General features: G+C 69.1%; 29 protein-coding genes. 15 read left to right on the plus strand and 14 right to left on the minus strand.

Annotated features, from left to right (window positions below; genetic code table 11):
• The first annotated feature begins 57 nt into the window (after positions 1-57).
• Complete coding sequence (locus M3330_RS22365; RefSeq protein ID WP_255026393.1) at positions 58-774, plus strand: hypothetical protein; 717 nt, start codon at positions 58-60, stop codon at positions 772-774.
• Positions 775-919: 145 nt separating this feature from the next.
• Here M3330_RS22365 and M3330_RS22370 read toward each other — a convergent pair whose 3' ends face one another.
• Entirely contained in the window at positions 920-1,801 is an 882-nt protein-coding gene (locus tag M3330_RS22370; RefSeq protein ID WP_255026395.1) for an alpha/beta fold hydrolase, read from the minus strand.
• A gap of 98 nt (positions 1,802-1,899) precedes the next feature.
• On the opposite strand from M3330_RS22370, the gene M3330_RS22375 reads away from it, so the two are divergent.
• The 3 genes from M3330_RS22375 (at position 1,900) to M3330_RS22385 (ending at position 3,552) form a co-directional block, all read left to right on the plus strand.
• Complete coding sequence (locus M3330_RS22375; protein ID WP_255026397.1) at positions 1,900-2,502, plus strand: TetR/AcrR family transcriptional regulator; 603 nt, start codon at positions 1,900-1,902, stop codon at positions 2,500-2,502.
• Positions 2,499-2,984 (plus strand): hypothetical protein, encoded by a 486-nt coding sequence (locus tag M3330_RS22380; RefSeq protein WP_255026398.1) that lies wholly within the window; start codon positions 2,499-2,501, stop codon positions 2,982-2,984. Before M3330_RS22375 ends, M3330_RS22380 begins: the two co-directional genes overlap by 4 nt.
• Positions 2,985-3,102: 118 nt before the next feature.
• Positions 3,103-3,552 (plus strand): PaaI family thioesterase, encoded by a 450-nt coding sequence (locus M3330_RS22385; RefSeq protein ID WP_094980425.1) that lies wholly within the window; start codon positions 3,103-3,105, stop codon positions 3,550-3,552.
• A gap of 55 nt (positions 3,553-3,607) precedes the next feature.
• Here the strand turns inward: M3330_RS22385 and M3330_RS22390 are convergent, their stop codons facing one another.
• Both M3330_RS22390 and M3330_RS22395 read right to left on the minus strand, forming a co-directional pair.
• The gene (locus tag M3330_RS22390; protein ID WP_019289593.1) at positions 3,608-5,047 is read right to left on the minus strand and encodes an NAD(P)/FAD-dependent oxidoreductase; all 1,440 of its coding nucleotides are present in this window, start codon (positions 5,045-5,047) and stop codon (positions 3,608-3,610) included.
• 79 nt (positions 5,048-5,126) lie between these two features.
• Entirely contained in the window at positions 5,127-6,170 is a 1,044-nt protein-coding gene (locus M3330_RS22395) for a tyrosine-type recombinase/integrase (RefSeq protein ID WP_064061648.1), read from the minus strand.
• A gap of 151 nt (positions 6,171-6,321) precedes the next feature.
• Between M3330_RS22395 and M3330_RS22400 the strand changes: the two genes are divergently transcribed.
• On the plus strand, positions 6,322-6,546 hold the full coding sequence (locus M3330_RS22400; protein ID WP_024101088.1) for a DUF2188 domain-containing protein: 225 nt from the start codon (positions 6,322-6,324) through the stop codon (positions 6,544-6,546).
• A gap of 45 nt (positions 6,547-6,591) precedes the next feature.
• On the opposite strand, the gene M3330_RS22405 is transcribed toward M3330_RS22400, so the two are convergent.
• The gene (locus tag M3330_RS22405; protein WP_255026402.1) at positions 6,592-7,788 is read right to left on the minus strand and encodes a Fic family protein; all 1,197 of its coding nucleotides are present in this window, start codon (positions 7,786-7,788) and stop codon (positions 6,592-6,594) included.
• Between the two features lie 130 nt (positions 7,789-7,918).
• On the opposite strand from M3330_RS22405, the gene M3330_RS22410 reads away from it, so the two are divergent.
• On the plus strand, positions 7,919-8,125 hold the full coding sequence (locus tag M3330_RS22410) for a hypothetical protein (protein ID WP_006552774.1): 207 nt from the start codon (positions 7,919-7,921) through the stop codon (positions 8,123-8,125).
• 71 nt (positions 8,126-8,196) lie between these two features.
• On the opposite strand, the gene M3330_RS22415 is transcribed toward M3330_RS22410, so the two are convergent.
• Positions 8,197-8,940, minus strand: coding sequence for a VIT family protein (locus tag M3330_RS22415; RefSeq protein WP_255029008.1), 744 nt, complete (start codon positions 8,938-8,940; stop codon positions 8,197-8,199).
• Between the two features lie 24 nt (positions 8,941-8,964).
• Positions 8,965-9,999, minus strand: coding sequence for an NAD(P)H-binding protein (locus M3330_RS22420; RefSeq protein ID WP_255026403.1), 1,035 nt, complete (start codon positions 9,997-9,999; stop codon positions 8,965-8,967).
• Positions 10,000-10,137: 138 nt separating this feature from the next.
• Here M3330_RS22420 and M3330_RS22425 point away from each other — a divergent pair, with 138 nt between their 5' ends.
• Positions 10,138-10,371, plus strand: a complete 234-nt coding sequence (locus M3330_RS22425) for a hypothetical protein (protein WP_019289588.1) — start codon at positions 10,138-10,140, stop codon at positions 10,369-10,371.
• 13 nt (positions 10,372-10,384) lie between these two features.
• Entirely contained in the window at positions 10,385-11,269 is an 885-nt protein-coding gene (locus M3330_RS22430; RefSeq protein WP_255026404.1) for an alpha/beta fold hydrolase, read from the plus strand.
• Between the two features lie 10 nt (positions 11,270-11,279).
• On the opposite strand, the gene soxR is transcribed toward M3330_RS22430, so the two are convergent.
• Together soxR and M3330_RS22440 are read right to left on the minus strand one after the other, a co-directional pair.
• Positions 11,280-11,771 (minus strand): redox-sensitive transcriptional activator SoxR, encoded by a 492-nt coding sequence (soxR, locus tag M3330_RS22435; protein ID WP_193902062.1) that lies wholly within the window; start codon positions 11,769-11,771, stop codon positions 11,280-11,282.
• Positions 11,772-11,870: 99 nt separating this feature from the next.
• Positions 11,871-12,089 carry a hypothetical protein gene (locus M3330_RS22440; protein WP_226949839.1) on the minus strand — a complete coding sequence of 73 codons (219 nt, stop codon included), beginning with the start codon at positions 12,087-12,089 and terminating at the stop codon, positions 11,871-11,873.
• Between the two features lie 185 nt (positions 12,090-12,274).
• On the opposite strand from M3330_RS22440, the gene M3330_RS22445 reads away from it, so the two are divergent.
• From M3330_RS22445 to M3330_RS22460, 4 genes are read left to right on the plus strand one after another with little or no spacing between them, the layout of a single operon-like run.
• A complete protein-coding gene (locus tag M3330_RS22445) occupies positions 12,275-13,657 on the plus strand; it encodes an MFS transporter (protein ID WP_138843350.1) in 1,383 nt (460 codons plus the stop codon).
• A gap of 15 nt (positions 13,658-13,672) precedes the next feature.
• Positions 13,673-14,329 (plus strand): response regulator transcription factor, encoded by a 657-nt coding sequence (locus M3330_RS22450; RefSeq protein ID WP_193902060.1) that lies wholly within the window; start codon positions 13,673-13,675, stop codon positions 14,327-14,329.
• 1 nt (position 14,330) lies between these two features.
• Positions 14,331-15,758 carry a HAMP domain-containing sensor histidine kinase gene (locus tag M3330_RS22455; RefSeq protein ID WP_255026405.1) on the plus strand — a complete coding sequence of 476 codons (1,428 nt, stop codon included), beginning with the start codon at positions 14,331-14,333 and terminating at the stop codon, positions 15,756-15,758.
• A complete protein-coding gene (locus M3330_RS22460) occupies positions 15,755-16,687 on the plus strand; it encodes a TAXI family TRAP transporter solute-binding subunit (RefSeq protein ID WP_219129124.1) in 933 nt (310 codons plus the stop codon). The genes M3330_RS22455 and M3330_RS22460 overlap by 4 nt, the downstream gene beginning before the upstream one ends.
• A gap of 962 nt (positions 16,688-17,649) precedes the next feature.
• Here the strand turns inward: M3330_RS22460 and M3330_RS22465 are convergent.
• From M3330_RS22465 to M3330_RS22480, 4 genes are all read right to left on the minus strand, one after another.
• A complete protein-coding gene (locus M3330_RS22465; RefSeq protein ID WP_198150781.1) occupies positions 17,650-18,078 on the minus strand; it encodes a heavy metal-responsive transcriptional regulator in 429 nt (142 codons plus the stop codon).
• Between the two features lie 243 nt (positions 18,079-18,321).
• Positions 18,322-19,839: a recombinase XerD gene (locus M3330_RS22470; protein ID WP_083961625.1), complete on the minus strand. Its 1,518-nt coding sequence runs from the start codon at positions 19,837-19,839 to the stop codon at positions 18,322-18,324.
• Between the two features lie 24 nt (positions 19,840-19,863).
• The gene (locus tag M3330_RS22475; RefSeq protein ID WP_255026407.1) at positions 19,864-20,196 is read right to left on the minus strand and encodes a helix-turn-helix transcriptional regulator; all 333 of its coding nucleotides are present in this window, start codon (positions 20,194-20,196) and stop codon (positions 19,864-19,866) included.
• Positions 20,193-21,299, minus strand: coding sequence for a tyrosine-type recombinase/integrase (locus M3330_RS22480; protein ID WP_031264746.1), 1,107 nt, complete (start codon positions 21,297-21,299; stop codon positions 20,193-20,195). The genes M3330_RS22475 and M3330_RS22480 overlap by 4 nt, the downstream gene beginning before the upstream one ends.
• 729 nt (positions 21,300-22,028) lie before the next feature.
• On the opposite strand from M3330_RS22480, the gene M3330_RS22485 reads away from it, so the two are divergent.
• Complete coding sequence (locus tag M3330_RS22485) at positions 22,029-22,529, plus strand: hypothetical protein (RefSeq protein ID WP_200358073.1); 501 nt, start codon at positions 22,029-22,031, stop codon at positions 22,527-22,529.
• Between the two features lie 16 nt (positions 22,530-22,545).
• On the opposite strand, the gene M3330_RS22490 is transcribed toward M3330_RS22485, so the two are convergent.
• Together M3330_RS22490 and M3330_RS22495 are read right to left on the minus strand one after the other, a co-directional pair.
• A complete protein-coding gene (locus M3330_RS22490; RefSeq protein WP_024101068.1) occupies positions 22,546-22,911 on the minus strand; it encodes an HNH endonuclease in 366 nt (121 codons plus the stop codon).
• A gap of 69 nt (positions 22,912-22,980) precedes the next feature.
• Entirely contained in the window at positions 22,981-24,051 is a 1,071-nt protein-coding gene (locus M3330_RS22495; protein ID WP_006552788.1) for a methyltransferase domain-containing protein, read from the minus strand.
• A gap of 206 nt (positions 24,052-24,257) precedes the next feature.
• On the opposite strand from M3330_RS22495, the gene M3330_RS22500 reads away from it, so the two are divergent.
• Together M3330_RS22500 and M3330_RS22505 are read left to right on the plus strand one after the other, a co-directional pair.
• Positions 24,258-24,644, plus strand: a complete 387-nt coding sequence (locus M3330_RS22500) for a hypothetical protein (protein ID WP_039585981.1) — start codon at positions 24,258-24,260, stop codon at positions 24,642-24,644.
• Positions 24,641-25,210 carry a zeta toxin family protein gene (locus M3330_RS22505; RefSeq protein ID WP_019289576.1) on the plus strand — a complete coding sequence of 190 codons (570 nt, stop codon included), beginning with the start codon at positions 24,641-24,643 and terminating at the stop codon, positions 25,208-25,210. Before M3330_RS22500 ends, M3330_RS22505 begins: the two co-directional genes overlap by 4 nt.
• Positions 25,211-25,232: the final 22 nt, after the last annotated feature.

A 25,232-nucleotide genomic window follows, 5' to 3' on the forward strand; every position in this document is an offset into this window, starting at 1 on the left:
CGGATGCAATGGTTAGGCTTACCTAATCAAGATTCACCGTCGATCAGGAGGTGTCGGATGACGACGCTGCTGCTGCCGCCCACGGCGGCACCCGTCCGCCCGTTCGAGGACACGCGCGCTCGGCTGCGCGCACTCGCTGCGGGAGCCCCGCGCGTGTATGCGGTGGCCTGTATCGACGAAGAACCCCGCCGCCGCTGGTGGTTCCTCGGCGGCGGTGAACGCCAGCAGCGCATCGAGGCGCTCTACGACCGTGCCCTGCTCGACACCGAGGACCCGCGCATCGCCGTCGAGCAGGTCGCCGGCGCCCTCATCCACGCCGTGGTCGGCCGCGTCCTCGCCCCCTACGCCCTCGAGGGCCGCGTCTGGGATCCGGGTCTGGACAATCTGTGGCTGCACCAGGACAGCGACGGCTGCATCGACTGGGCCGGTCTCGTCGACGACACCCTGCGGGTGCTGCCCGAGGACCGCGCCGTCGGGGAACGCGACGTGGTGGTGCTGCCGTGCGAGCAGGCGATGGCGGTGTGGACCGCGCACCGCGCCGCGACCGCTCTCGATGCCGTCCAGCTCGCGCTGCGGTCCCTCGTCCCGCTCGACCGGAACCGCTTCTGGGCGATCGTCGGGCGCACCGTCGTCACCGGCGCCGCCCAGCTACCCGTGCTCGGTGGTGCCTCCCGCCGTACCGCCGCGCGCCGCGGTCAGGCATTGCTCGACGCCTTCGTCGCCGCCGGCTATCCCGTCCGAGGCCTTGCCGGATTAGGGCAGCCTTCCCTATAATCGAATCCGTTCCGACTGCCGGACCGCAGCGGAGTCCTGAGGGCTGCAGTGACTCCCGGTCCCTTCCCGCGGCGGGCCTCACATCCATGTGGGGCCCGCCGTCGTGTGTCCGGAGCACCCCGCGCTCGGCACGCAGGGGTGCGCGTCAGGACCGGATCGGGTCGTGACTGTCGGTGAAGTCGAGCATGCGCGGGATGATCTGCTCCGGATTCGCCCACAGCAGGTCGTGCCCGATGCCGGGGTAGATCTCGACCTCCACCGACGGGATGTGCCGCCGTGCCCGGGCCGCACCGGCCTCGGGATCGGCGACGACGCTGTCTGCGCCGAAGAGCACCAGGGTCGGCACGCCGATCGAGGCCAACTGCTCGTCGGTGAACGGACGGTCCCAGGGCATCGCCATCCGGAACTTCGCCGCCGCCAGTGCCAGCGCCAACTCGTCGTCGCTCATCACGAAGCCCGGCATCAACCACCGGTTGAATGTGCGCATCCGTTCCGGGGTGGGGCGGATGCCCGCGCGAAAGAACTTCAGCAGCAACCCGAATCGTGGTCGTGCGAAGGTCGAGGCGCTCGGTTCGATCAGGGTCAGGCTCGCCGGCCGGTCGGAGCGATGCACCGCGATCGCGCCGGCCAGCCAGGCGCCGAGGGAGTTGCCGGCGAGGTGGACACGGTCCTCGCCCAGCCCGTCGAGGACCTCGCTCATCCACTGCGCGATGTCCTCGGTGTCGCGCACCGGAGCGGTCTGCACGCAGCGACCGGCCCAGCCGATGACATCGGGGGTGAAGACGACATGCTCGCGGGCGAGGTCGGCGATGAAGCGGTGCCAGATCTGGCCGTTACCGCCGATGCCGGGCAGGAGCAACAGTGGCGCCCCCGCGCCCTCGCCGGACCTGCGGATCCGAGTGGTGCCGAAGGCGGTCTCGACGTCGAGCACCGTGGACGGCACGGGCCATGTCGCCGCCACGGTGTCGTACGCGCGCAGAAAGGTCTGCTCGTCGTCTTTGCTGGTGAAGCGCCCGATCTTCGGCACGGTCCCCTCCTCGCCCCCCGGTTTGGTATGACCGTATCACAGCTATGGTATGGCCATACCACAACCGATGATGGACGAACGAAAGGCAGGCGAGTCCCGTGCCGGCACCGGTGGACCACCACGCACGACGACGCCAGATCACCGCCGCCGCGCGCCGGGTCATCTGTCGCGGAGGCCTCGACGCGGTGACCTTCCAGTCGGTGGCCGCCGAGGCGGGAATCTCGGTGCGGCTGGTGCAGTACTACTTCGGCACCAAGAAGGACTTCCTGCTCGCCACCCACCGCTCGGTCATGGACGACGCCGGTACCCGCTTCACACGACGCCGGAACGAACTCGGCCCCGACGCCACCCCCCGCGAGGCGATCCGCGCCGTCCTGACGGAACTGCTGCCCCTCGACGAGCAGCGGCGCGAGGAGACCCTGGTGCTCGGCGCGTTCGGATGGTCCGCGATCACCGGCGGGGGCATCACCGCCGAGGACACCTTCGCGGCGCCGCGCGCCCTGGCGACCATCGTCGCCGACCAACTCCGCCGGGCACCCACAGGCGAGGACGCCGGCGATCCGGAAGCGGACGCCGATCTCGTCGTCATGGCAGCGGGAGGGCTGGCGCAGGGCATGCTGCAGGGATACTCGACCTCACGGACGCCGCTCGAACTCGTCGAGCATCTTCTCGACCGCGTCCTGGGAAGCACCGAGAGATGACCACCCTGTGGATGATCGAAGACCTCGAACCGTGGCCCGACCCGCCTGCTCCCGGCCAGGTGTGTGAACCGACCACCTCCTGGACCACCCCCGGCGCGAGCGACTGCATCCGCGAACTCGCGCGGCACGTGCCCGCCCGGGTCGAGCAGGTCACCGTCGACGATCGGGTCGAGCTGCTCGCCCATCTCGGTCACGGCTTCACCACTGTGCTGCCACCGCAGCTCGATACCCTCGGCGACGTCGTGCTCACGGGGCATCTGGTGTGGGACCGCTATCTGTGGATGCTGTACCGCATCCGACCGCACGGGCGCGCCCGGGTCGCCGAACGGCATCCGGTGATCCAACGAACCAGGAGGATTCCGACCGCGGACGCGGGTTGGTACGGCGTCGAGTACGAGGGCGCGCGGACCGTGCACCGGTTCGGGCCGATCCCCGACGGCCACTCGATCGTCGCCTACGCGCTGCTGGTGACCCTGCAGTGACCACCCCGCTTGCCACGGTCGGAGGTGGGCCGGCCGAAAACCGCCATGTCCTACCATCGTTCGACGGCCACCTGTCCCGGCGGCCGGTCGAGACCACGCACGAACAAGGGAAGCCCGTATGAGCGACCAGTCCACCTCCGCCCCGGCCCAGCACGACGTGCATGCGATCAACGCCGTCAACGACACCGGCTTCAACACTGCCCTCGGCCTCGAGTTCGTCGAACTCGGACCCGATCTCGCGCGAGCCCGGTGGACGATCACCCCCACGCAGCACCAGCCCTACGGCATCGTGCACGGCGGGGTGTACTGCGCGGTGATCGAGACCGTCGCCAGCGTCGCCGGCGCCAACTGGTTGGGGGACAAGGGCAACGTCGTCGGGGTCAACAACAACACCGACTTCCTCCGCGCCACCCGCGAAGGGGTCCTCACCGCGACCGGCACCCCGGTCCACCGCGGCCGCACCCAGCAGGTGTGGCGGGTGGAGATCGTCGACGAGCAGGACCGTCTCGTCGCGCAGGGACAGGTGCGCCTGGCGAACATCACGAACGCGGACCGCATCGGGCACTGACCCTGTAGCCGGGCGGCTCCGGCCGGGACACCGCGCCCGGCCGGAGCGCCGACGGTCAGCCCGCAGCCTGCGTCCCGCCGCGGCCCTGCCCGGCCGGCGCCTGTGCGGAGCGGTCCCCGTCCTTCGTCGCGCTCTCGCCGTTCTGCGAGTCGCCGTCGGGTTCGTCCGCGCGCATGTGCTCGAGCGCGATCCGCGCGAACACCTGCTGCTCGGTCGCGGCCATCTCGTTGCGGCCGGTGGAGAAGAACGCCTGCGCCCACGACAACAGCGTCGACAGCTTCGACGAGAACCCCACCAGATACAGCAGGTGGATGAACAACCACGCCACCCAGCCGAGGAACCCGCTGATCTCGAGTTTGCCGACCTTCGCGACCGCACTGAACCGCGAGATGGTCGCCATGCTGCCCTTGTCGAAATACTTGAACGGTTCCCGATGGGTCGGGTCGGCGCCGTCGAGGGAGGCGATGATCTGCCGGGCCGCGTACTTGCCGCCCTGCATCGCCACCTGCGCCAGACCGGGCAGCTTGTTCAGCGACATCATGTCGCCGATGACGAACACGTTCGGATGCCCCGGCAATGTCAGATCCGGCAGCACCTCCACCCGCCCCGCCCGGTCGACCTGCGCCCCGGACTGCTCGGCGAGCTGCTTGCCGAGCGGACTGGCCGACACGCCCGCCGACCACACCTTGCACTGCGACTCGATGCGCCGCTGCGAACCGTCCTTCTCCTTGACGACGAGACCGTCGGCGTCGACATCGGTGACCATCGCGCCGAGCTGGATCTCCACCCCGAGCCGCTCGAGGGTGTTACGGGCCTTGCGGCTGAGTTTGCCGCCGTAGACCGGCAACACATCGGAGGCGCCGTCGAGCAGCACCACCCGCGCCTCGGTCGGATCGATGTTGCGGAAGGTGCCCTTGAGGGTGCGGCGTGAGAGCTCGGCGATCTGCCCGGCCAGCTCCACCCCGGTCGGACCGGCACCGACCACCACGAAGGTCAGCAACCGGGCGCGTTCGTCGTGATCGTGGGACAGTTCGGCCTGCTCGAACGCCCCGAGGATCCGGCCGCGCAGCTCGAGGGCGTCGTCGATGGTCTTCATGCCCGGCGCGAACTCGGCGAACTGGTCGTTGCCGAAGTAGGACTGGCCGGCGCCGGCGGCGACGATGAGACTGTCGAAGGGCGTGGTGGTGTAGCGCTCGAGGAACCGGGAGGTCACCGTCCGGTTCTCCAGGTCGATCCTCTCGACGTCCCCGAGCAGCACCTGCGCGTTCTTCTGTTTGCGCAGCACCATGCGGGTCGCGGGGGCGATGTCGCCGACCGACAGGATGCCCGTGGCCACCTGGTACAGCAACGGCTGGAACAAGTGATGGGTGGTGCGCGCCACGAGCGTGACGTCCACATCGGCACGAGCCAGGGCCTGGGTCCCGAACAGCCCACCGAAACCGGATCCGATCACGACCACACGATGACGGCGGGGTTCGGTCTGCTCGACGCTCATGGATGCTCCTTCACGTTGCCGGATGGATCTTGTCCCCAGTCTTGCAGTTGCCGCGCCCGCCCACAGCGCAACCGACGAGCTAGCCCGGCCCGTCGCCGAGCGACCCGAGCAGCCCGTAGACGGGGTTGTGCCGGGCGGCGTGCCGCACCGCATCGTTGGTCGCCGAGGTGTACACCTGCACGGTCTGCAACGACCGGTGCCCGAGCAGCTGCTGCAACTCGACCATCGTTGCACCGCTGTCGGCCAGGCTCGTCGCGAAGGTGTGCCGCAGCGCGTGGGCGAGCGCACCGCGTTTGCGTTCGGACTCGATACCCGCCCGGCGGTAGATGCGCCGCACCCGGTACTGCAGGGTGCCGCGGGTGATGCGTTTGCCGTCCGCGCCGACGAACAGCGGGTCGGCCGGGTCGTGCCGCTCCCACACGGGCAACTCGTCGCGGTCGCGGGTGCGGCGCCGCGCGGCGGGGAAGCGGGCGTAGCGTTCCTCGAGATAGGCGGTGACGATCGCCGTCCAGCTGTCTTCGAGGGGGATCTCCCGTTCGATCGCGCCCTTGCCGAGCACCCGCAGCACCGGTGCCCGGCAGCCACCGAGGATGCTGCCCACATCGAGCCGGATCAACTCGTCGGAGCGGATCCCGGTGAGCAGCAGGGTCGCGATGAGCGCGAGATCGCGTTGCGGCCAGTCCCGCGCCGATTCCGCGGGGCGTTGCGCCTCCACGGTGACGGTGTCGACGAGTTGGTTGATCGCGGTGGGGGAGAACGCTTTCGGGGTGTGCTGTGGTTTCTTGGGCTGCGCGATCGAGGCCATCGGGTTGCCTTCCGACACCCCTTCGGAGACGAGGAAGTTGCAGAAGTTGTTCCACACCGACCAGGCGCGGCGCACCGACGCCGGTTGCCGTTCGGCGGCGAACGCCGCGAATGCCGATCGCAGCCCGCGTACCGTCACGTCCCCGAGCGTCAACGCGTCCTGCGGCACCGCGCAGGTCGCGGCGAGATGCGCGCGCACCGCGTGCAGGTCGAGCCGGTAGGCCTTGATGGTGTGCGGGGACCGTTTCGCGGTCTGCAAGGTCTCCAGATACGACCCGATCCAGTCCGACAATCCCGGCTCGGTCGCGCTGCCCGCCACGATGCCCCTCCCGTGAAGATCCGCTCGTACAGATGTGCGAGTCCAGTGTGACAGCAGGGACCGACGGGACAGCAGAGACCGCGTCCGGATTCGGGGAGACCGGCGCCGGGTACGCGATGGGCAACCGACCGTTCGTGGAGAGGAGCACCCCATGCCCGCAGGCGATGTCGAGACGTTCCACCAGGACGGATCCTGGCACAACCGCATCGAGGGCTCGAGCGACCTGCTCGGCACCTATCCCACCCGCGAGGAGGCCGTCGCCGCCGGCCGCGACGAGGCGCGCCGCCGCAAGGTCGAACACCTCGTTCACAACCTCGACGGGACGATCGGCGAACGCAACACCTACGGTCACGACCCGCGCGACATCCCGGGCTGATCGACCCCGAACCGGCCGTCGCCGGGGCGATCGATACCGAGGAGGTCAGTCACGGCGGCGTTTGGCGCGCGCGGCGAACTCGTCGAGCACCCGCACCACATCCTTGGCCTGCCAGATGCGATTGCGGCGCCCCTCGGTGATCTGCGTGAGGATCCCCGCGTCCACCAGCCGATCGATGGCGATCTGCGCGTTGGCGCCGGTCACCGACAAGGCCGCGGCGGCCGACCGGTTGTCGATCACCGGCTGGCGCAGCAGCACGTCCGAGAGCCGGTGCACTGCCGAATCCCGCCGCGCCGTCACCCGGGACCGCCACAGCTCGCGTACCGCCTCGAGATCGGCGACGAGCGTGCGGCCGTTGGCGACCGCCGCGAACGACGCGTCGACGATCGAGTGCACGATCGGCCCGATGTTCCCGGCGCGGTAGGCGCCGAGCGCATCGAAGTACTCCCCGGTGTTGTGCAACAGGCCCGCCGAGACCGGCACGGCGACACTGCGGGTGAGCTGCCCGCCGCGCAACATCGCCTGAATCAGCGCGCGGCCCACCCGGCCGTTGCCGTCCGGGAACGGGTGGATGGTCTCGAACTGGGCGTGCGCGACCGCGATCTGCGCGACCACCGGCAGATCCACCCGGTGGGCGAAGACCACCAGATCGTCGATCAGTTCGGGCACCCGCGCGTGGTGCGGGGGCACGAACTGTGCGGTGTGCGGGCCCAGGCTGCCCCCGCCGATCCACACCTGCTGGGTGCGCCACCGTCCCGCGATGGTCGGATCGTCGTACTCGAGCAGCGCGTGGTGCATCCGCAGGATCGCGGCGGCGTCGATCGCATCGGACAGCTCGAGCGCCGCGCGCATCGCCCGCACGTTGCCGACGATCAGGCGAGCGTTGCGGGAGGCGTGTTCGCCGAGTTCGGCGAGCGCGATCTGCCGCGCCCCGCTGGAGAGGTTCTCGATCTCCGAACTCGACGCGCTCTCGGTGCGCAGCAGGATGGAGGCGAACGGGGCGGTGATGTGCCCGACCTCGACATCGAAGCGGGTCAGTTCCGTCGCGGCTTCCTCGGTGAGGGCCTGCAGTTCGCCGTCGAGCGGGAGGGGCCGGTGGGCGATGAACGGGGGGACCGCGGCGCGGTAGGGGCCGGTGGTCAGGCGTTTCTCCCGCCGCGAGCCGTAGGCATCGCTGCTCACCCACGGGTGCTGTTCGTAGGTGACCGCGGGCCAGCCGGACGCGACGTCAACCGATGCCATCCCCGGAACATACCATCGGATAGTCGATTATCCGATGGTATGGATCGGGGGTGGGTTCGGTTCCGGCCGTTGTGCACGGCCGGAACCGGAGGTTTGGGCCACAGGTGGTTCGGACGTAGGGTGCTGGGCCATGGCATTACCGACCTTCGACATCGACACGCCCATGGCCTATCACGTTGCGCAGCACAACATCCTGCAGAGACTCGATGCCGGCGACGACGCCGGGACGGTGCGGGAGGAATGGCGGCAGGCCATCGAGCGCATCATCGACAACCATCTCGCCGGCAACGACGCGCTGAGCTTCGTGACCGCTCCCGCGCTCGGCCCGGTCGACTGACGCACGCTCGGTACACCCCGCCTCGCGGACCGGCACGGCCCGCGGAGCGGGGACGCCGCGCTTGCGCCCCGTTACACGACGGTGTCGAACAACTGACCCACCCCATAGGTCACGACCATCGCGAGCGCACCGCCGAACACCACCCGCATCACCGCCCGGCCCCGCCGGGCCCGGCCGAGCCACGCACTGATCGATCCCGTCGCCGCCAGCGCACACAACACCGCCACGAACGTCACCGGGATCCGCACCGTGTCGGGCACCGACACCACCATCAGCAGCGGCACCAGCGCCCCCAGGGTGAACGACACGGCCGACGACAACGCCGCCGACCACGGATTCGCCAGTTCGGTCGGATCGATCCCCAACTCCACCTCGGCATGTGCGGCAAGCGGATCCCGCGCCGTCAACTCCTCCGCCGCGGCACGCGCCGTGACCGCCGACAATCCCTTGCCCTCGAGCAGGGCGGCGAGTTCGTCGAGTTCGGCCTCCGGCATGGCGGCGAGCTCACGACCTTCCGTGTACAGCGCCGCGCGCTCGGTGTCGCGTTGCGTACTCACCGACACGTACTCGCCCAGCGCCATCGACACCGCCCCCGCGGCCAGCCCGGCCACACCGGCGGTGAGGATCGCCGCCTCGTTCGTCGTCGCGGCCGCCACACCGACGACCAGTCCCGCGGTCGAGACGATGCCGTCGTTCGCGCCGAGAACACCCGCCCGCAACCAGTTGAGTCTGCTCGCCAACCCGGCGGTGTGCGGTTCGCGGTCCTCGTGCCGCCTGCGGGAATCGTTCGGTGACGCCGAATCCGGACGGGGCATGTCGTGACGGGGCATGTCGTGAAGCTACACCGACGGACGGCGGCGCGGGGGGATCCCCACGGCGGAGTATCGGCGCGCCTCCGCCGCGGCGACCGCCCACTCCGGATCCCCGGGCAGCGCACCCATCGGATCCCGCTGCGCGCACGGCACACTCACATCGGCGGGCAGCACTGCGCGCTGCAGCGCCTGCACGATCCCCAATGGCCGATGGGTGGCTGGGACCAGGCGGCCGATCCACCGACGATCGCGGGCCGTCATGTCGTGCCGCAGGCTCTCCATCAACGCCGCCACGGTTCCCGACGGCACCTCCGTCAACCAGGAGCCGAACCGGCGGATCACCGCGCCCGGCAATCCGGCGACGGTGACCTGGGCGCGCGGCATGCCGGTGACCTGCCCGTAGAGGCGGAGCAACTCGGGATAATGCAGCGACTGTCCGCAGGCCACATCGAACGAGTCCGTGGGAGTGTCCGCGACGGCCGCCCCGAGCACTGCGGCGACCAGGTCGACGACCGCGATCGGCTCGACCCGCGAGTCCATCCAGTCGGGTACCACGGTGACGGGTAGGCGCCCCGCGAGTTGGCCGAGCACCTCGAAGCTCGTCGACCCGGAGCCGAGCACCATCCCGGCTCGCAGCGTGATCACCGTGCGGCGGGAGCGGGACAGTTCCTGCTCGACCTCCCAGCGCGAGAGCAGATGCTCGGACAGCGCGTCCGGCGCACACTCGGGGACGAACCCGGAGACGTAGACGACACGCGTCACCGGAGAGGCATCGACCGCGTGCCGGACGGTGCGGGCCGCTGCCAGGTCGAGGTCCCGGAAGTGCGCCGAGCGCATCCCGTGCACGAGATAGACCACGACGTCGACATCGTCGAGCGCCGGTGGGAGAGTGTGCGCGGCGGTGACGTCCACCTGCGCGGTCTCGACCTGGTCGTTCCACCAGAAGCGTCGCAAGGCCGCCGGGTTCCGAGCGGCGGCGCGCACGGTGCAGCCGATAGCGAGGAAGGCGGGGACGACCCGGCTGCCGACGTACCCGGAGGCACCGATCACGAGAACTCTCATGCGCTGTCCCGTCCCTTGTCGCCTTCGGGAGGGATGCACGCGCGGGACCGTCGCGAAACATCAGGAGTGGTTCCCATCACCGGAAATAGTGTTACCGTTGGTCACAAATACAGTGGCCGGTATCGAAGGAGGCCTCCCATGTCGATGCTGCGCGGCAGCCCACTGCGACATCGGATCCTGTTCGTCCTCGCCGTCCCCCTCGGCGCCGGACTGCTGTCCGCCCTCGGACATCTCGTCCAGCGCCGCCACGGCCGGCCCACCTCCGTCTCCGAATCCCTCTTCGCCATCGCCAGCAGCCTGCGCCGCCGCACGCTGTTCACCCGACCCACCGGCGACCACCCCCCGGCCCCCGAGACGCCCGGACAACCATGACCACAGGACAACCATGACCACCCACACCGTCCCCAACGGACCCGTCCGACTCCACGTCGTCGAAGAAGGCAACCCGCACGGCCCGACGCTCGTCCTCGTCCACGGCTGGCCCGACACCCACGCCCTGTGGGACCGCGTCGCACCCCTGCTCGCCGACGACTTCCGCATCCTGCGCTACGACAACCGCGGCGCCGGCGCCTCCACCGTGCCCCGCGCGGTGGCGCACTACCGGCTCGAGCACCTCGCCGCCGACCTGCACGCCGTCATCGACGCCTTCGCCCCGAACGAACCGGTCCACCTGCTCGGCCACGACTGGGGCGCGGTGCTGTGCTGGGAAGCGGTGTGCGAACCCGACGCCGGCGAGCGCATCGCCTCCTACACCTCGATCTCCGGCCCCAACCTCGACCATCTCGGCCTGTGGATGCGCCGTCGTCTCCGACAGAAACGCCCACTCGGCCCCGCCGAACAGGCCCTCGCCTCCGCCTACACCCTCGCCTTCCAGATCCCCGGTCTGCCGAATCCGGTGCTGCGCGGCCCGCTCGCCCGCCACTGGCCGGCCTTCGTCGGGTTCTTCGACCGCACCGATCCCACCGCGATCGCACCGGTCGCCCCCACCCTCGCCGACGACATGGTGCACGGACTGTCCCTGTACCGGGCGAACATCCGCACGCGTCTCGCCCGACCCCGCGAGCGGCGCACCGACGTCCCGGTTCAGCTGATCCAGAACCTGCGCGACCGCGCGGTACGCCCCGTGGGCTACGAGGACACCTCCCGCTGGGTCACCGACCTGCGCATCCACCCACTCGACGCCGGGCACTGGTCGCCGCGTTCCCATCCCCGCGACGTCGCCGACGCCACCGCCAGGTTCGTGCAGCAGATCGAAGCCGCGCGCACCTGACCGCCCGACCTCAGCCGGACGACTCCGCGCGCGGCGCCGACTCCACCGGCGCATCGTCGTCGTGCACCGGTAGCCGACGCGGACCCGGACCCTGCTGCCCGAGCACGTCACCGGGATTCGCGAGCGGACACGACGCCAAACTCAGACAACCGCAGCCGATGCAATCGGTGAAACTGTCGCGCAACGCGGTGAGATCCTCGATGCGGCGGGTCAGCCGGTCGTGCCACGCCCGCGACAGCCGCGCCCAGTCCTCCGTCGTCGGCACACGACTGTCCGGCAACGAATCGAACGCCTCCTTGATCTCCTCCAGGGACACCCCCACACCCTGCGCGACCTTGATGAACGCCACCTTGCGCAGCGTGTCGCGACGATAACGCCGCTGATTGCCCGAGGTGCGGCGACTGGTGATCAGACCACGCGACTCGTAGTAGTGCAGCGCCGAGACCGCCACCCCGGAACGGTCCGCCAACTGCCCGGGTGTCAGCCATATCGCAGGGTTCATCGGCCCCCTCCTCGCCCCGCAGACATCGTGATCGAGTTGTGCTGCACAGTACCGGCCACCGAAGACACCGGGCACCCGGGCCGAGCCGAGCATCCCCGGTCAGAACGACGGCGGCCCGAACTCGGCAGCGACCTCCGGCGCATCCATCCGCAACATGTCGTACGCGGTGTGCGCCCACGTCCGCACCGACTTCGGGTACGGCCGCTCGAACCGCTCGCAGACCCGCGCCGTCGCCAACGCCGCCTCGAACCGCCACTTACGCGAACCGCTCACGAACGTCCGGGCCTGGAACAGATAACTCGATGCGGGGATCGTCACGCCGACCACCGTAGAACCTCCGACCGGCACAACGGGGGAGCGGCACCCCGCGCGCCACGCCGATCCCACCCGTCCCGACCACATTCCTAAGGGAGTGTTAGGAACCGCCACAGACCCTTCCGCAACCACTGTGACCCGAACCACTGTGGGGAGCGCACAGATCCACGCAGCGAAAGGAGTCCCCGGTGAGCACCACCTCGACGGGCGAACGCCGAGTCATCGGCAACGTGTTGAAAGGCTCGGTCGGCAACCTGATCGAGTGGTACGACTGGTACGTCTACGCCGCGTTCAGCGTCTACTTCGCGAAAGAATTCTTCCCCGAAGGCGACCCCACCGCCCAACTGCTGTCCACCGCAGCCATCTTCGCCGTGGGATTCCTCATGCGACCGATCGGCGGCTGGATCATGGGCCGCTACGCCGACCGGCGCGGACGGCGCTCGGCGCTGACCCTGTCGGTCACCGTCATGGCCGTCGGCTCCCTCATCATCGCCGTCACCCCGGCCTACGCGACCATCGGACTCGCCGCACCCCTTCTTCTCGTCCTCGCCCGCATGATGCAGGGACTGTCCGTCGGTGGTGAATACGCCACCAGCGCCACCTATCTCGCCGAAGTCGCCTCACCCGGACGCCGCGGGTTCTACTCGAGCTTCCAGTACGTCACCCTCGTCGCCGGACAGCTCATCGCCCTCGGCGTCCAGATCGTCCTGCAGCTCACCCTCTCCGCCGAGGCCATGCAGGCCTGGGGCTGGCGCATCCCGTTCGTCATCGGCGCCGTCGCCGCCGTCGCCGTGATGTGGCTGCGCCGCACCATGGACGAATCCGAAGCGTTCACCGAGGAAGTCGCGGCCAAGAGCGCCACCGACCGGCCGGAGAGCACGCCCGAGCAGGGCGGCATCCGGATGCTGCTGCAGTACCCCCGCGAATGCCTACTGGTGTGCGCGCTGACCCTCGGCGGTTGCGTGGCGTTCTACACCTACACCACCTACATGCAGAAATACATGATCAACACCTCCGGCATCTCCAAGGACACCGTCGCCTGGATCAACTTCGCCGCCCTGCTGGTGTTCATCGTCCTGCAACCCATCGGCGGGGCCCTGTCGGACCGCATCGGCCGCCGCAAACTGCTCATCTTCTTCGGGGTCGGCGGCACCGTGCTCACCGTCCCGCTGATGACGATCCTCGGCAGCACCACGAACCCGCTGATCGCGTTCGGGTTGATGATGCTCGGCCTGACCGTCGTCACCGGCTACACCTCGGTCAACGCCATCGTGAAGACCGAACTGTTCCCCACCAAGGTCCGCGCGCTCGGCGTCGGCCTGCCCTACGCGCTGACCCTGGCGATCTTCGGCGGCACCGTCGAAACCGTCGCACTCGCGCTCAAGCGCGCCGGCCACGAATCGCTATTCTTCTACTACGTGACCGGCTGCATCGCCGTCTCGCTCGTCGTGTACTTCTTCATGCGGGAGACCTCCGACGGCTCACCCCTGGACCGCACGAGCACCGACCGCACGAGCACCCACACCGACACCCCCGACGAGCACGCCGACCTGGCCACCTCGCGACACTGACCGAAAGGGACCCACGTGCAGATCGCGGTGGTCGAGGACGACGACGGAGTCGGCGACGCCCTCGTCGAAGCCCTCACCTCCCACGGCCACCGGCCGATCCGCATGCGGCGCGGCGCCGACCTGCTCCTCGGACACCGCGACCTCGACGTCGTCATCCTCGACCTCGGCCTGCCCGACGCCGACGGCCTGCAGGTGCTCCGGCAACTGCGGGCCGTCAACGACGTCCCCGTCGTGATCCTCACCGCGCGCGGCGACGAACGCTCGGTGGTACGCGGCCTGCGCGGCGGCGCCGACGACTACCTCGTCAAACCGGCCCGCCTGGCCGAACTGCTCGCCCGCGTGGACGTCGTCACCCAACGGCGCCGCGCGCTGTCCGAGTCCTCCCGCGTCGTCCGCGCCGGCGACGTCGTCGTCGACCTCGATGCCCGCGAAGTGGAGGTGGGCGGCGAACCGGTCACCCTCACCCCGAAGGAATTCGACCTGCTCGCCGTCCTCGTCGCCCGACCCGGCGCCGCGGTCAGCCGCCAACAACTCATGGACGCCGTGTGGGGCGACGCGTATGTGGCGATCTCCCGGTCGCTCGACGTGCACATGACCGGGCTGCGCGCCAAACTCGCCCGCCCCGGACTCATCTCCACCATCCGCGGCTACGGCTACCGGTGGGGCGGCTGACATGCAGCGACGCGTCCTGGCGGTGCTGCTCGTCTTCGCGTCCGTCGCCGTCGTCGCCTTCGCCGTACCGCTCGCCCTCGCCACCAGCGCCGGCCGCACCGCCGTCCTGGGCGCGAACCGGGAAGCCGACGCCCACCACTTCGCCACCCTCGCCGTCCAGATGCGCGCCCCCGGCAGCACCGCCCTGCTCGACGAGGAGGTCACCCGCTACCACCGGCTCTACGACGAAGGCGTGCTGATCGTCGACGCCCGCGGCGCACCCCGCGCGAGCGCGGGCCTGACCCCGACCGACCCCGGTGTGCCGGAGGCGATCACCGCCGGTCTACGCAATCAGAAACAGGGCATCGGCGGTCCGCTGACCCCGTGGTCCCCGCACCGGGTACTGCTCGCCGTGCCGGTGGGTACCGGCGCCCAGGTCGAAGGAGCCGTCGTCGTCGACGTGTCCACCGACGCCGCCCGCCGCGACGTCCGCACCTCGTGGCTGCTCATCGTCACCGGCGCAGCGGCGGCGCTCGTGCTCGTCACGATCCTCGCGACCGCACTGTCGCGGTGGACGGTCCGTCCGCTCACCGCGCTCACCGCGCGGGTCGCGGCGCTCACCGACAGTGTCCCGGCGTTGCATCCACGCTCCCGGACCGGGGACACCACCGTCTCGGTCCGGTATCACGGCCCACCGGAGGTCCGGGAACTCACGCAGGCCTTCGACACCATGTCCGAGGCCGTCCGCACGTCCACCCGCGCCCAGAAGCAACTCATCGCCGACACCGCGCACCAACTCCGGAACCCGCTCGCCGCCCTGCACATCCGGCTCGACTCCCTCGAACCGCACGTCGCCGCCGCCGGTGCGGAGACCTATCGGCGCACGGCCGTCGAAGTCGACCGGCTCGGCGGCATCCTCGACGGCCTGCTCGCCCTCGCCACCGCCGAATCACCTACCGACACAGCGGGCACCGAAGGGCACGACGGGTGCGATGTCGGTGCCGTCGTCGCCGACCGCGTGGACGCCTGGTCCGAGGCCCTGGCCGAGGCCGGCATGACCGTCACCGTGGACGAACCGACCGGGCAGCGCCTGCACGCCTGTTTCTCCGCCGACCATCTCGCCCAGGTGCTCGATGTGCTGCTCAGCAACGCGAGCAAGTACGCCCGCGCGGCCACCGGGGTCCGCATCACCACCCGGCACCACGGCGGGACCATCCGGATCCGCGTCGAGGACGACGGCGCCGGAGTCGCACCCGATGAGCTCGGCGCCCTCACCTCCCGGTTCTTCCGCGGGTCCGGAGCCGACGGGCCCGGCACCGGCCTCGGGCTGTCCATCGCGGTCGCGCTCGTCGACAGCGGCGGCGGCACCCTCGACCTCGCCGCCGCCGACCCGCACGGACTGGCCGTCACCCTGACCCTGCCCGCCGACTCCCGCGCGGAGGCATCATGATCACCCGCCGCGATCTCCTGCGGTCCGTCGCGCTGCTGGCGGTGGGCGGAGCCGCCGCCGGCTGCACGCGCACCGGAGAGCGTGAGGAACTGATCCTGGCGGCAGGGGAGGAGGGTGGGTTCTTCTGGGAGTTCGCCGAACTCACCGCGGCCGCCGCCGACCGGGCGGGCCTGCCCATCGCGATAGTGCCGGAACGCACCCCGGGGTCGGTCACCAATCTCGCCGCGCTGACGGCGGGGAATGCGGAGCTGGCGTTGACCCTCACCGATGTCGCGGTGCGTGCCCACGACGAGGGCGCGCGGTTCACGGCGATCGGACGGGTCTACGAGAACTACATGCAGTTGGCCGTGCGTGCGGACTCACCGATCCGGAAGATCGCCCAGTTGCGGGGCGCACGGATCAGCCTCGGCGCTCCCGGATCGGGTGCCGAATTCACCGGCGAACGCATCCTCGCCGTCGCCGGGCTCGCCGAGCCGGGAGCCGTCACCCGGGTGCACCTGTCGATGGCCGACGCCGGTCGCGCGCTGGTGGACGGCGAGATCGACGCGGTGCTGTGGGCGGGTGGTGTTCCTACCCCGTCGTTCGCGAACCTGGGCGTGCCGTTGCGGCTGATCAATCTGTCCGTGCTCCTCGAACCGCTGCGGGCCCGATTCGGTCCGCGATACGAACCGGTGCTCATCCAGCCCGGCACCTACGGGCAGCCGGACGCCGTCGCCACTATCGGGTTGGGCAACCTGCTGCTCGCCGGGGCATCGGTGTCGAACGAGGCCGCCGCCGCACTGGTGGATCTGCTCGTCGACCATGCCTCCGAACTCGTGCCGGCCCAGGCCACCGGCAGTCAGTTCCTCGACCGGCAGTCGCTGATCGTCACGGCCGATGTCCCGCTGCATCCGGGAGCGGTGGCCGCGTACCGGCGTCATCACGGCTGACGAGACGGGCGGACAGGGGAGAAGGGGCCCTGAATCGTGCCGACCCAGGCACATAGTGGGGTGGAAGGCATGCGCTGGTGTCGGTGGGATGCGGTGCGGAGATCGGGCTCGCCCTCGAGGTTCGAGGAGATCGGGACCGGATCGGCTGTGCAGGGGACATGCGCGGGGCACAATGGAACCGTTCACCTCTGTGTGCGTGAAATTCGTTGGCAGCCAACACGATTCATGGATAACGGTGATTATCCATCAAATGTGGAAGAGGCGAGAAGGGGCGATCGGTGGTCGCAGCACCCCGGGGGACGGGATGATCCCGCGCCACCAACATGCGCATCGTCCGCGCGATCTGCGGCGCGCAACGCGCACGCGAGACGACCACACGGTGCTGCCGCAACGCCGCATCGGTGAACCGTGGGTCGGTGCAGTGTGCGCGTCGCTGCGGCATGGCACCCGATGCATGAGCAGCCGAACGCGCGTCGAGCGGATCGGCGGCTCGATCCGGCACGGGCGCCGGCAGGCCGGTCGCAGTCCGGAGGTGAGCCGGACTCGAGCCAGAGGCGGTGGGGCCCATCGCATCGATCCGGGGCGAACCAGGGATCTCCGAACGCCTCGGACGCCCTGCCGCACCTGTCCGGAGGAGGTCCGGTTCCACTCAGGTGGAAGGTCTGCGTATTAGATTCATGCGTATTCGAGTCGGCAGGCAGGGGCCGTCCCTGGCCGTTGTTCCGAGCGGGTTCTCCCGCAGGGGGAGGCCGGATCACAACGTGCGGCCGGTACGGTTTGCGTGCCGGGTTGGCGGTATCGCGTTAGGGGATCCTCAATCGGAACCAGTCCGCAGATTGCTCAGCCGACCCGCGACCCAGGGCGAGGAGCAAGGAGGGGGCCGGAGCCCCCTCCTTGCTGGTTAGCAGCCGCAGCCGCAGAGTTCTGGCGGGCACATCGGGTCTTCGCAGCAGTCGTGCATCTCAGTTCACCTCCTTCTTTGTTTCAAGCCAAGTTCCTGGGGTCGGGGGTGGGCAATTCTCGGCAGGCAAGGCTGTGAGCATGGTCGTCATCTCGGTTCGCAGAGTTTTCAGACGTTTAATTTCTGCATCGAGTTCGGTCAACCGGCGGGTGAGTAGGTCTCCTGCCGGTTCACACGGACAGGCTCCTGTGTCTCTGACGGAGAGGAGGTCACGGATGTCGTCGAGCTTGAGGCCTAGCCGCTGTGCCCCCTGGATGAAGCGCAGACGATCCACCGCTTGCGTGCTGTAGATCCGATAGCCCGACGGGGTGCGGGCTGGGGGCGGTAGTAAGTCAACTCTCTCGTAGTAGCGGATCGTGTCCGGGCTGAGGCCGACGACGTTGGCGAGCTCTCCGATCCGCATGTAGCTCGTCATTGCCTGGCTTGTCATGACCTCACGGTAGACCTTGGAGTGCACTTCAAGGTCAAGCGCCGGGATCAGGAGTCTTCCCGTCAGCCTCAGCTAGTGCTCCATGTGGTTTGGTACCACCCAGCTCGTCGGCCGGATTTTGCTCGTCGACGGCGACTCCAGCGTTCGTCCGGACCCCATTCGGGAAACAGCGGAAACGCGTAACGTTGCCTGTTTTCGGATGCTGTGGACCCGAGTGTCTCCACGGCGGACGATTGCGCGACGCTACGGGGTATCCGTTGGGCGGGGGAGGGATCGGCCGACGTAGCGGGCCCAGGGTTCGGCTGTTTTGCTGGCGTGGCGGAAGGCGACTTGGTGGCTGTAGCCGAGGGCGTCGGCCACGAGTGAGGGCGGGCATTCGACGACGAGCTCGGCCAGGGCTCGGTTGCGTGCTCCGCGCAGGTTGATGCCCAGGCCGCGGAGTCGGTTTGCGACGGTGGTGGGGTGGAGGTGTCGTCCGGCGAGCGTGCCGGGCAGTAGCCAGGGGTTGTCACCGCCGGCGCCGGTGCGCAGGTTCGGGCGAGTGGCCAGGTGGGTGCGCAGGAGGCCGGCGAAGGGTTCGGGCACGTCGGTGGGGCGTAGGCCGAGTGCGATGGTCATCCCGTCTGCCTGGTCGGTGACGTCGGAGACTTGCAGGGTGACGATTCTGGTGATCGGACGGGCGTAGAGGAGCAGGAGTGTGCCGGCGACGCGGTAGGGCAGTGTCTCGCTGTTGCCGGTGAGGAGTTCGTGGATCCACGCGATCCGCTGGTCTTGAGTCAACGACGGGCTGCTGCGGGCGGCACGGTGCCCAACGGTGACGGTGGTGTTGAGGCGGGTGCGTGCGGCGACGACGAAGAAGGTCCGGATCAGTTGTCGGGTACTGGGTCCGGTGGCGAGCCACTCGTCGATGTCGGGCTGGGTGCAGGTTGCGGCAGTGCGCCCATAGGTGGTGTGCAGCCAGCTCAGGAACTTGATGGTCTCGGTGATCTCTTGCTTCGCCGAATGGATCGGTGCCCGGGTGGGCGTCCCGTCGGCGGCTTTGGCTCGGATGCGGCGCAGGTGATGCCAGGTCGCGAAGTGATGGACGGGCTGGCGGACCTCGTCGGGCAGGCCGTCGAGCTTCGTGGCGATCCACTGTTCGAACCGCGGCAAGTAGGGATCCCGTGTGGGTAGGAGGTCGTGGTGCTGTAGCAGTGCACGAACGTGTTCGGCCGGTTTGCCGCCGACGGCGTCGAATCCGTCGTGGGTGCAGGGGATTGAGCCGTCGCCGAGTCCGGTGAGCAGGGTTTTCACTTTGGGTGAGCGTTTCCAGGTGATGATCGATTCGGGTCGGTCGGCGGCGCACAGGGCGTCGACGAGACCGGCCAGTGTGGGATCGCTGGGGGCACTGCCGAGCAGGGCGTGAAGGTCCTCGCGCAGGACGCAGCGGACACAGAGGTTGCCGCGGTGATGGCCTGCTTCGGCGCCGCAGCGCTGGCAGTGGAAGTCGACGTCGATGCCGGCGCAGGTGCCGCAGACCGGTTCGCCGTCGGCGCCTGGAGGGCCGGGCAGGAGCCGGTCCTGTCGGCAGTTCGGGCAGGTGCCGTGGGTGTGGATCGCGGTGTTGTAGCAGGTGAAGCACAGTCGCCCCTCTGGCCAACGCGCTGCCAGGCGGGGGATGTTGCGGCCACACCGGGCACAGGGGTCATCTCGGGTACTGGTGGCGCGTGGTCGGCCGCGGCGGGTGGAACGAGGCGACAGGCCGTCAGGGGTCGGGTTCATTGGTCGTCCTCCTCGCGGGCGGGGCTATTCGTCGAGGATGTTGGCGCGGCGTGGGCGGACGGACCGGTCGAGGTCGACGACATTCGCTGCCGGGGTGGTGCCGGTTTTGCGGGCGCGTGCATCAGCAGCGGTGACGGTGAGCAGGTCGTCGGGTCCGCAGTTGAAGATGTCGCACAGGGCGGCTACGACCTGCAGGGAGATGCGTTCGGGGCGCTGGGTAACCAGTCGGTAGACCTGCGGCCGGGACAGGGTGATGTCGCGTTCGGCCAGGTGCGGGATCAGTTCGGTGGTGTTGTGCATGCCGCGTGCGGCCATGAGCTCGGCCAGACGCCAGCGGTAGTCGACGGTGCGCTTCATGATGGTCCGCTCCGATCGTCGGGTGACAGTGCTTGATTCATCGTGCGGTCGAGCGCGGCGCGGAGGGTGGAGCGCCGGAACTCATCGGAGGTGAACTGGTAGATCCCGGTGGTCGAGGCGTACTCGTGGCCCATCTGGTCCTGGACGAACCGGGGATCCCATCCCGCTTCCAGCAGGTGAGTGGCGTACGAGCGACGGAAGGAATGGATATCGAGACCATCGGAGAATCCGAGTTCGTCGCAGTACCGGCGTAGCCGACGCAGCAAGGTCGATTCCACGACGAGTCCGCCACGTTCACTACAGAACAGCTCGAGGCCGTCGGGGGCGCCGCGGCCATTGGCCAGCCAGTCTTCGAGGATGCTTGGAGTCCAGCGCCATACGGTCAACACGCTGCGGGGCCGAAAGGGAGAGGCGCGTCGGGATTTTCCGTAGCGGACCTTGCAGAGGCCGAAGGCCCCGAATTCGCGGGCGTGGGGATTGCGGGCGAAGTCGACGGTTTGCAGGTGGCGCAACTCGTTGAATCGCAGACCGTAGCCGTAGGCGATCTTCATCATGACCGCGTCCCGGTAGGCGGGCTGCCAGCCTTTCCGCCCGGAGGCGCCAGCGCGTGCGACTTCGTTGTCGGCGTGCTCAAACAGTGCATCGAGTTCCTCGCGAGTGTAGGGCCGCTTTGTGGCCCGCCCGTCGTAGGCCTGCACGTGTGGTGCGGTGTTCCAGTCGAAGAACACCTGCGCCGGATGGGTGCCGAAGTGCTGCTCGCACACCCGATCCCAGCCGTAATCCGGATTGGCGATGTAGCTGGTGAACGCCCGCAGTGCGCAGTGGTAGCCGCGAAGAGTGGAGTGGGCGACGTGTTTGACCGTACGGAGATCGGCGGAGAATTCCTCGACCATCGCCGGGGTCCAGTGCCACGGCTCCGCATTGACGTGGTCGACGAACCGCTGCACCAGGCGCAGTCGCTGTTCGATCGTGTTGAACTGCAGATTTCGGGATAGCTGCTGGTTGCGCCAGCCCTCCAGCATCAGCCGGAGCACCTGCTCGGCGGGCCGAAGCACCGGCAGCGACGGCGCCATATGGACCCGTCCGGAGCCATCCAGTCGCATCGCTAAACCCCAAACCACGACGTCTCATCTGATGAATCAATGATACAACCGATGAGCCTTCACGGGAACCCCTGCAGGTCAACGACGTGCCAAAGATCGTCTTTCGGCCTCATTGAGGCCCAGTGCCCGGGCCGGAAAGCAGTGGTGGCAGCGCCCGAGAGTGGGTGACTTCGCAGGTCGGGGCAGGGATCGGTGCCGGACGCGAAGGAGGAGCTGGAAATGCGAGGGGCGATTCATCTGATGCAATACGCAGATTTTTAGTTAACATAATGTAGATTATCGGTAATTTGGATATGGGCGGTGACCTGGGGTTCGGCGCTGATAATCCCGATGCCGCCGAGTGACGTCCCTGATCCGCAGATTCGAGCCGTCGTCGCACGCACTGCATCGCGTCGTGCGACGTGCCGTCCGGCGCGCGTTGTTCCCTCCGCCTCGTGCGACGTGCGAACCGCGCCGCACGACGCGCTCCCGGCGCTCGAGCTTGCCGCGCATTCGCCGTGCCCGGACTGGTCCGTGCCCGGCCCGGTCCGCCGCCTGGTGTCGGTTCGCCGCCTCGGACGCCCGATACGACCTTCCGGGCCCGCCGCCCTCGCCCCCTGCCTGTCCGCCCAGCCGTCGTGAAAACGTCACAGTGACGTTTTCACGTGGTCTAGCGGGTCCCGCTGTGGACACCTATCTGCGTCGATATCATCGGCGCGGCAGTGACAACGCGATCCGGGAAGGTCGACCGTGACGCAACCACGGCTCCTGCGTTCCTGGGTGGTCTTCGCGATCAACACCGTCCCGTTCTATCTCTGGGGTGCACTCACCGACGGTGAGTTCGACATCACCGGTGCGCGTCTGCCGGTCAGTGCGTTGATGTTCGTCTGCCCGGCACTTGCGGCCCTCGCCGCCGGCGGCGGGCGCGAGTCGGCCCGGCGGCGCATGTGCACGCTGCCGCGCGCGCTGTGGCTGATCGTCGCACTGTTTGTATCAGCTGCGCTGGTGCTGGTCGCATCCATCGTGGTCGCCGGTACCGGTCCCTCCGGCATCTCGGTCTCCCTCGTGGCGGTCGTCGGTGCGTATTTCGTTGCGGCGGTGTGCGAGGAACTCGGGTGGACGGCGGACGCTCCTGGCGGCGAGCGGGATCTGCTCGCCTGTCGCGTCCGCGGTGGCCGTCGGGGTCGAGGGTGTGGACTCCCCTCCTCTGCCTCGGACGATAAACCCAGAAACGTCACAGTGACGTATTAATCTCGCCTCCCGTGCATTATGACGCTCGCCGCAACCGCCGCAACTGCGCGGACAGATAATCCCGGGCACGGCGATGACCACCGACCCGGACGAGTTCGTCGGCGAGCTCCTCGAGCAGTCGTGACAGCAGCTCCTCGTCGGGTGACCAGCCCTCGCGCTGCCGGCACCGGTCGAGCCATTCGACCGGCGCGATGTGTCCGCGGTCGGCGTTGCAGCGTCGGCACGCGGCGACCTCGTTGGCGGTGATGCTCGGCCCGCCCTTCAGGCGCGGCACCAGATGATCGGTGGTCGGGGTGATCAGCCGCCCGAACTCCCGTCCACACCACAGGCACCGCCCGTCCTGACGGTCCAGGGCGAGCGAGAGTCGGGTGACGCGGTCCATCCTCCGATCGTCGCCTATCGGCGCCGCCGTAGTCGCCGATGAGTCCGATCCGGTTTCCCGGAGACTGTTTCAGGGGCGTGCTTCGAGGACGAGGTTGAAGGGTGTTTCGGTGGCGCGGCGGAAGGTGCCGAATCCGGCTTCGGCCGCGACATCGGCGAGCCGTCGCTCCCCGGCCTGCGCGCCGAGCCCGAGCGCGACCGGCTGGTCGAGGGACGACGGGGTGCACAGCACCGTCGATGCGGCGTAGTACATCCGGCCGACCGGGTTGAGGTTCTCGGGCAGGCTGTCGCGGGCGAACGGTTCGACGAGCATCACCGCGCCGTCGTCGGCGAGCGCGCCGCGCGCGTACCGCAGTGCGCCGACGGGATCGCCCATGTCGTGCAGGCAGTCGAAGTAGCAGATCAGGTCGTAGTCGGATCCGGGGAAGTCGGTCGCCGAGGCGACGGTGAAGGTGGCGTTGTCGACGCCCTCCTCCGCGGCCAGTTCCGTCGCCCGCGCGATGGACGCGTCGTGGTAGTCGAAGCCGCGGATGGTGGACTGCGGGAACGCCTGCGCGAGCAGGGTCGTGGAGACACCGTGGCCGCAGCCGATGTCCGCGACGGTGGCGCCGGCGCGCAGTGTGTCGACGACCCCGTCGAGGGCGGGCAGCCACACGTCGACGAGGTTGGCGCGGTAGCCGGGGCGGAAGAACTGTTCGGTGCCGACGAACAGTTCGGGATCGTGTTCGTGCCAGCCGAAACCTTCGCCGTTGCGGATGCGTTCGGCGATGCGGCCGCGGTCCTTGTACACGGAGCCGATCAGGTGGAAGCCGCCGGCCAGGTAGACGGGGCTGTCCTCGCGGGCGAGGGCCATGGCGTGTTCCGGTGCCAGACTGAACGTTCCGGCGTCGGGATCGTAGGTGAGATAGCCGCTGGCGGTCTCGGCGGAGAGCCATTCGCGCAGATAGCGTTCGCGGATGCCGGTGCGGTCGGCGAGTTGTTCGCTGCTGACCGGGCCGGCTTCGTCGAGCGCGCGCCACAGTCCGAGTTCGGCGCCGATGAGCACCAGTGCGCCGTTCATGGCCGCACCCATGTCGACGACGAGTTGTCCGAGGGTCTGCTCGAGTCGTGCTTGGTCGGGTTCGTGCATCTCCGTGGTCATCACGCACCTCCTGGCGATGGGAGTACTCGCTCACGGTAGGTCGCGTGGCCGGTTCCGCGGCGACGGCTCGGGTTCGATCGGGTGTCGATCCGGGTGGCGGTGCGTAGCGGGAGGTCACGAACCGGGTGGTGGCGGGAGGATTCGGGGGTGCGTGGCGTGTTGCAGACAGCTACGCTTGTAGCAGACTGCAACATCAGGAGGCCGTCATGACGTCATCCACCGACAAGGTCACCCGCTTCGACGCCGAACTCGTCGACAGCGCCATCGCCGAGGGCGGCCGCCAGAACCGCACCGGACGCCAGCAACTCGAGTACTGGGCCCGCATCGGCCGCGCGATGACCGCCCACGAGACCGCCTCCCTGCACCGGGTGCACGAGGCGCTGGCCGGGACACGGGAGCTGAGCGAGCTCACCGCCGCCGAGGGACGGCTGTTCGACGCGGAGATCGATGCGCGCCTGGCGGACGGGCTGGCCCGCACCGACTACGCCGAGATTCTCGCCGCGCGTGGGGTCACCACGGTGGTGCTCGACGACGAAGGCCGGCTGGTCGAGCAGCGTCCCGACGGTAGTCGCCGGGTGCTCGACGACGCATGAGGCGTCTGGATCTGATCGTCGGTCCCAACGGTTCCGGCAAGTCGACGTTCGTCGAGTTGTCCCTCGCTCCCCTGCTGCCGCGCAGCGTGTTCGTCAATGCGGATGTGATCGCGCGGCAGCGCTGGCCCGACCGGGCGGAGGAGATGTCGTACGAGGCGGCGCAGCTCGCCGCGGCGGCGCGGGACCGGTTGCTGCGGCAGGGCCGGTCGTTCATTGCGGAGACGGTGTTCTCGCATCCGTCGAAGCTGGAGTTGATCGACCGCGCGCACGAGGTGGGGTTCACGGTGGTGCTGCACGTGATGCTGGTGCCCGAGGCGATGTCGGTGCTGCGTGTACAGCACCGGGTGGCCTCCGGTGGGCATGCGGTGCCCGAGGACAAGATCCGGGCGCGTTATCGGCGGTTGTGGCCGCTGGTGGCCGAAGCGATCGGCCGCGCCGATCAGGCGTCGGTGTACGACACGGCGTCCGGGACCCCGGTGGTGGTGGCGCGGTTCGCCGGCGGGGTGCCGGTGGGTGCGGTGCGCTGGCCGGGATGGGCGCCGGCGGCGCTCACCGGGCTCGGCTGAGAGATCCGGGCCCGGTGGGCGG

This window comes from Rhodococcus sp. GA1 (assembly GCF_024321955.1).
Lineage (GTDB): Bacteria > Actinomycetota > Actinomycetes > Mycobacteriales > Mycobacteriaceae > Rhodococcus > Rhodococcus pyridinivorans.

Bases quoted from the DNA above. Each gene is read 5' to 3' on its own strand.
- M3330_RS22400 (WP_024101088.1), top strand. From the start codon at position 6,322: ATGCCCGCAGGCGATGTCGAGACGTTCCACCAGGACGGATCCTGGCAC.
- M3330_RS22425 (WP_019289588.1), top strand. From the start codon at position 10,138: ATGTCGATGCTGCGCGGCAGCCCACTGCGACATCGGATCCTGTTCGTC.
- M3330_RS22390 (WP_019289593.1), bottom strand. From the start codon at position 5,047: ATGAGCGTCGAGCAGACCGAACCCCGCCGTCATCGTGTGGTCGTGATC.
- M3330_RS22475 (WP_255026407.1), bottom strand. From the start codon at position 20,196: ATGAAGCGCACCGTCGACTACCGCTGGCGTCTGGCCGAGCTCATGGCC.
- M3330_RS22455 (WP_255026405.1), top strand. From the start codon at position 14,331: ATGCAGCGACGCGTCCTGGCGGTGCTGCTCGTCTTCGCGTCCGTCGCC.
- M3330_RS22465 (WP_198150781.1), bottom strand. From the start codon at position 18,078: ATGACAAGCCAGGCAATGACGAGCTACATGCGGATCGGAGAGCTCGCC.
- M3330_RS22385 (WP_094980425.1), top strand. From the start codon at position 3,103: ATGAGCGACCAGTCCACCTCCGCCCCGGCCCAGCACGACGTGCATGCG.
- M3330_RS22380 (WP_255026398.1), top strand. From the start codon at position 2,499: ATGACCACCCTGTGGATGATCGAAGACCTCGAACCGTGGCCCGACCCG.
- M3330_RS22405 (WP_255026402.1), bottom strand. From the start codon at position 7,788: ATGGCATCGGTTGACGTCGCGTCCGGCTGGCCCGCGGTCACCTACGAA.
- M3330_RS22365 (WP_255026393.1), top strand. From the start codon at position 58: ATGACGACGCTGCTGCTGCCGCCCACGGCGGCACCCGTCCGCCCGTTC.
- M3330_RS22420 (WP_255026403.1), bottom strand. From the start codon at position 9,999: ATGAGAGTTCTCGTGATCGGTGCCTCCGGGTACGTCGGCAGCCGGGTC.
- M3330_RS22495 (WP_006552788.1), bottom strand. From the start codon at position 24,051: ATGACCACGGAGATGCACGAACCCGACCAAGCACGACTCGAGCAGACC.
- M3330_RS22430 (WP_255026404.1), top strand. From the start codon at position 10,385: ATGACCACCCACACCGTCCCCAACGGACCCGTCCGACTCCACGTCGTC.
- soxR (WP_193902062.1), bottom strand. From the start codon at position 11,771: ATGAACCCTGCGATATGGCTGACACCCGGGCAGTTGGCGGACCGTTCC.
- M3330_RS22500 (WP_039585981.1), top strand. From the start codon at position 24,258: ATGACGTCATCCACCGACAAGGTCACCCGCTTCGACGCCGAACTCGTC.
- M3330_RS22505 (WP_019289576.1), top strand. From the start codon at position 24,641: ATGAGGCGTCTGGATCTGATCGTCGGTCCCAACGGTTCCGGCAAGTCG.
- M3330_RS22410 (WP_006552774.1), top strand. From the start codon at position 7,919: ATGGCATTACCGACCTTCGACATCGACACGCCCATGGCCTATCACGTT.
- M3330_RS22470 (WP_083961625.1), bottom strand. From the start codon at position 19,839: ATGAACCCGACCCCTGACGGCCTGTCGCCTCGTTCCACCCGCCGCGGC.
- M3330_RS22415 (WP_255029008.1), bottom strand. From the start codon at position 8,940: ATGCCCCGTCCGGATTCGGCGTCACCGAACGATTCCCGCAGGCGGCAC.
- M3330_RS22480 (WP_031264746.1), bottom strand. From the start codon at position 21,299: ATGCGACTGGATGGCTCCGGACGGGTCCATATGGCGCCGTCGCTGCCG.
- M3330_RS22490 (WP_024101068.1), bottom strand. From the start codon at position 22,911: ATGGACCGCGTCACCCGACTCTCGCTCGCCCTGGACCGTCAGGACGGG.
- M3330_RS22460 (WP_219129124.1), top strand. From the start codon at position 15,755: ATGATCACCCGCCGCGATCTCCTGCGGTCCGTCGCGCTGCTGGCGGTG.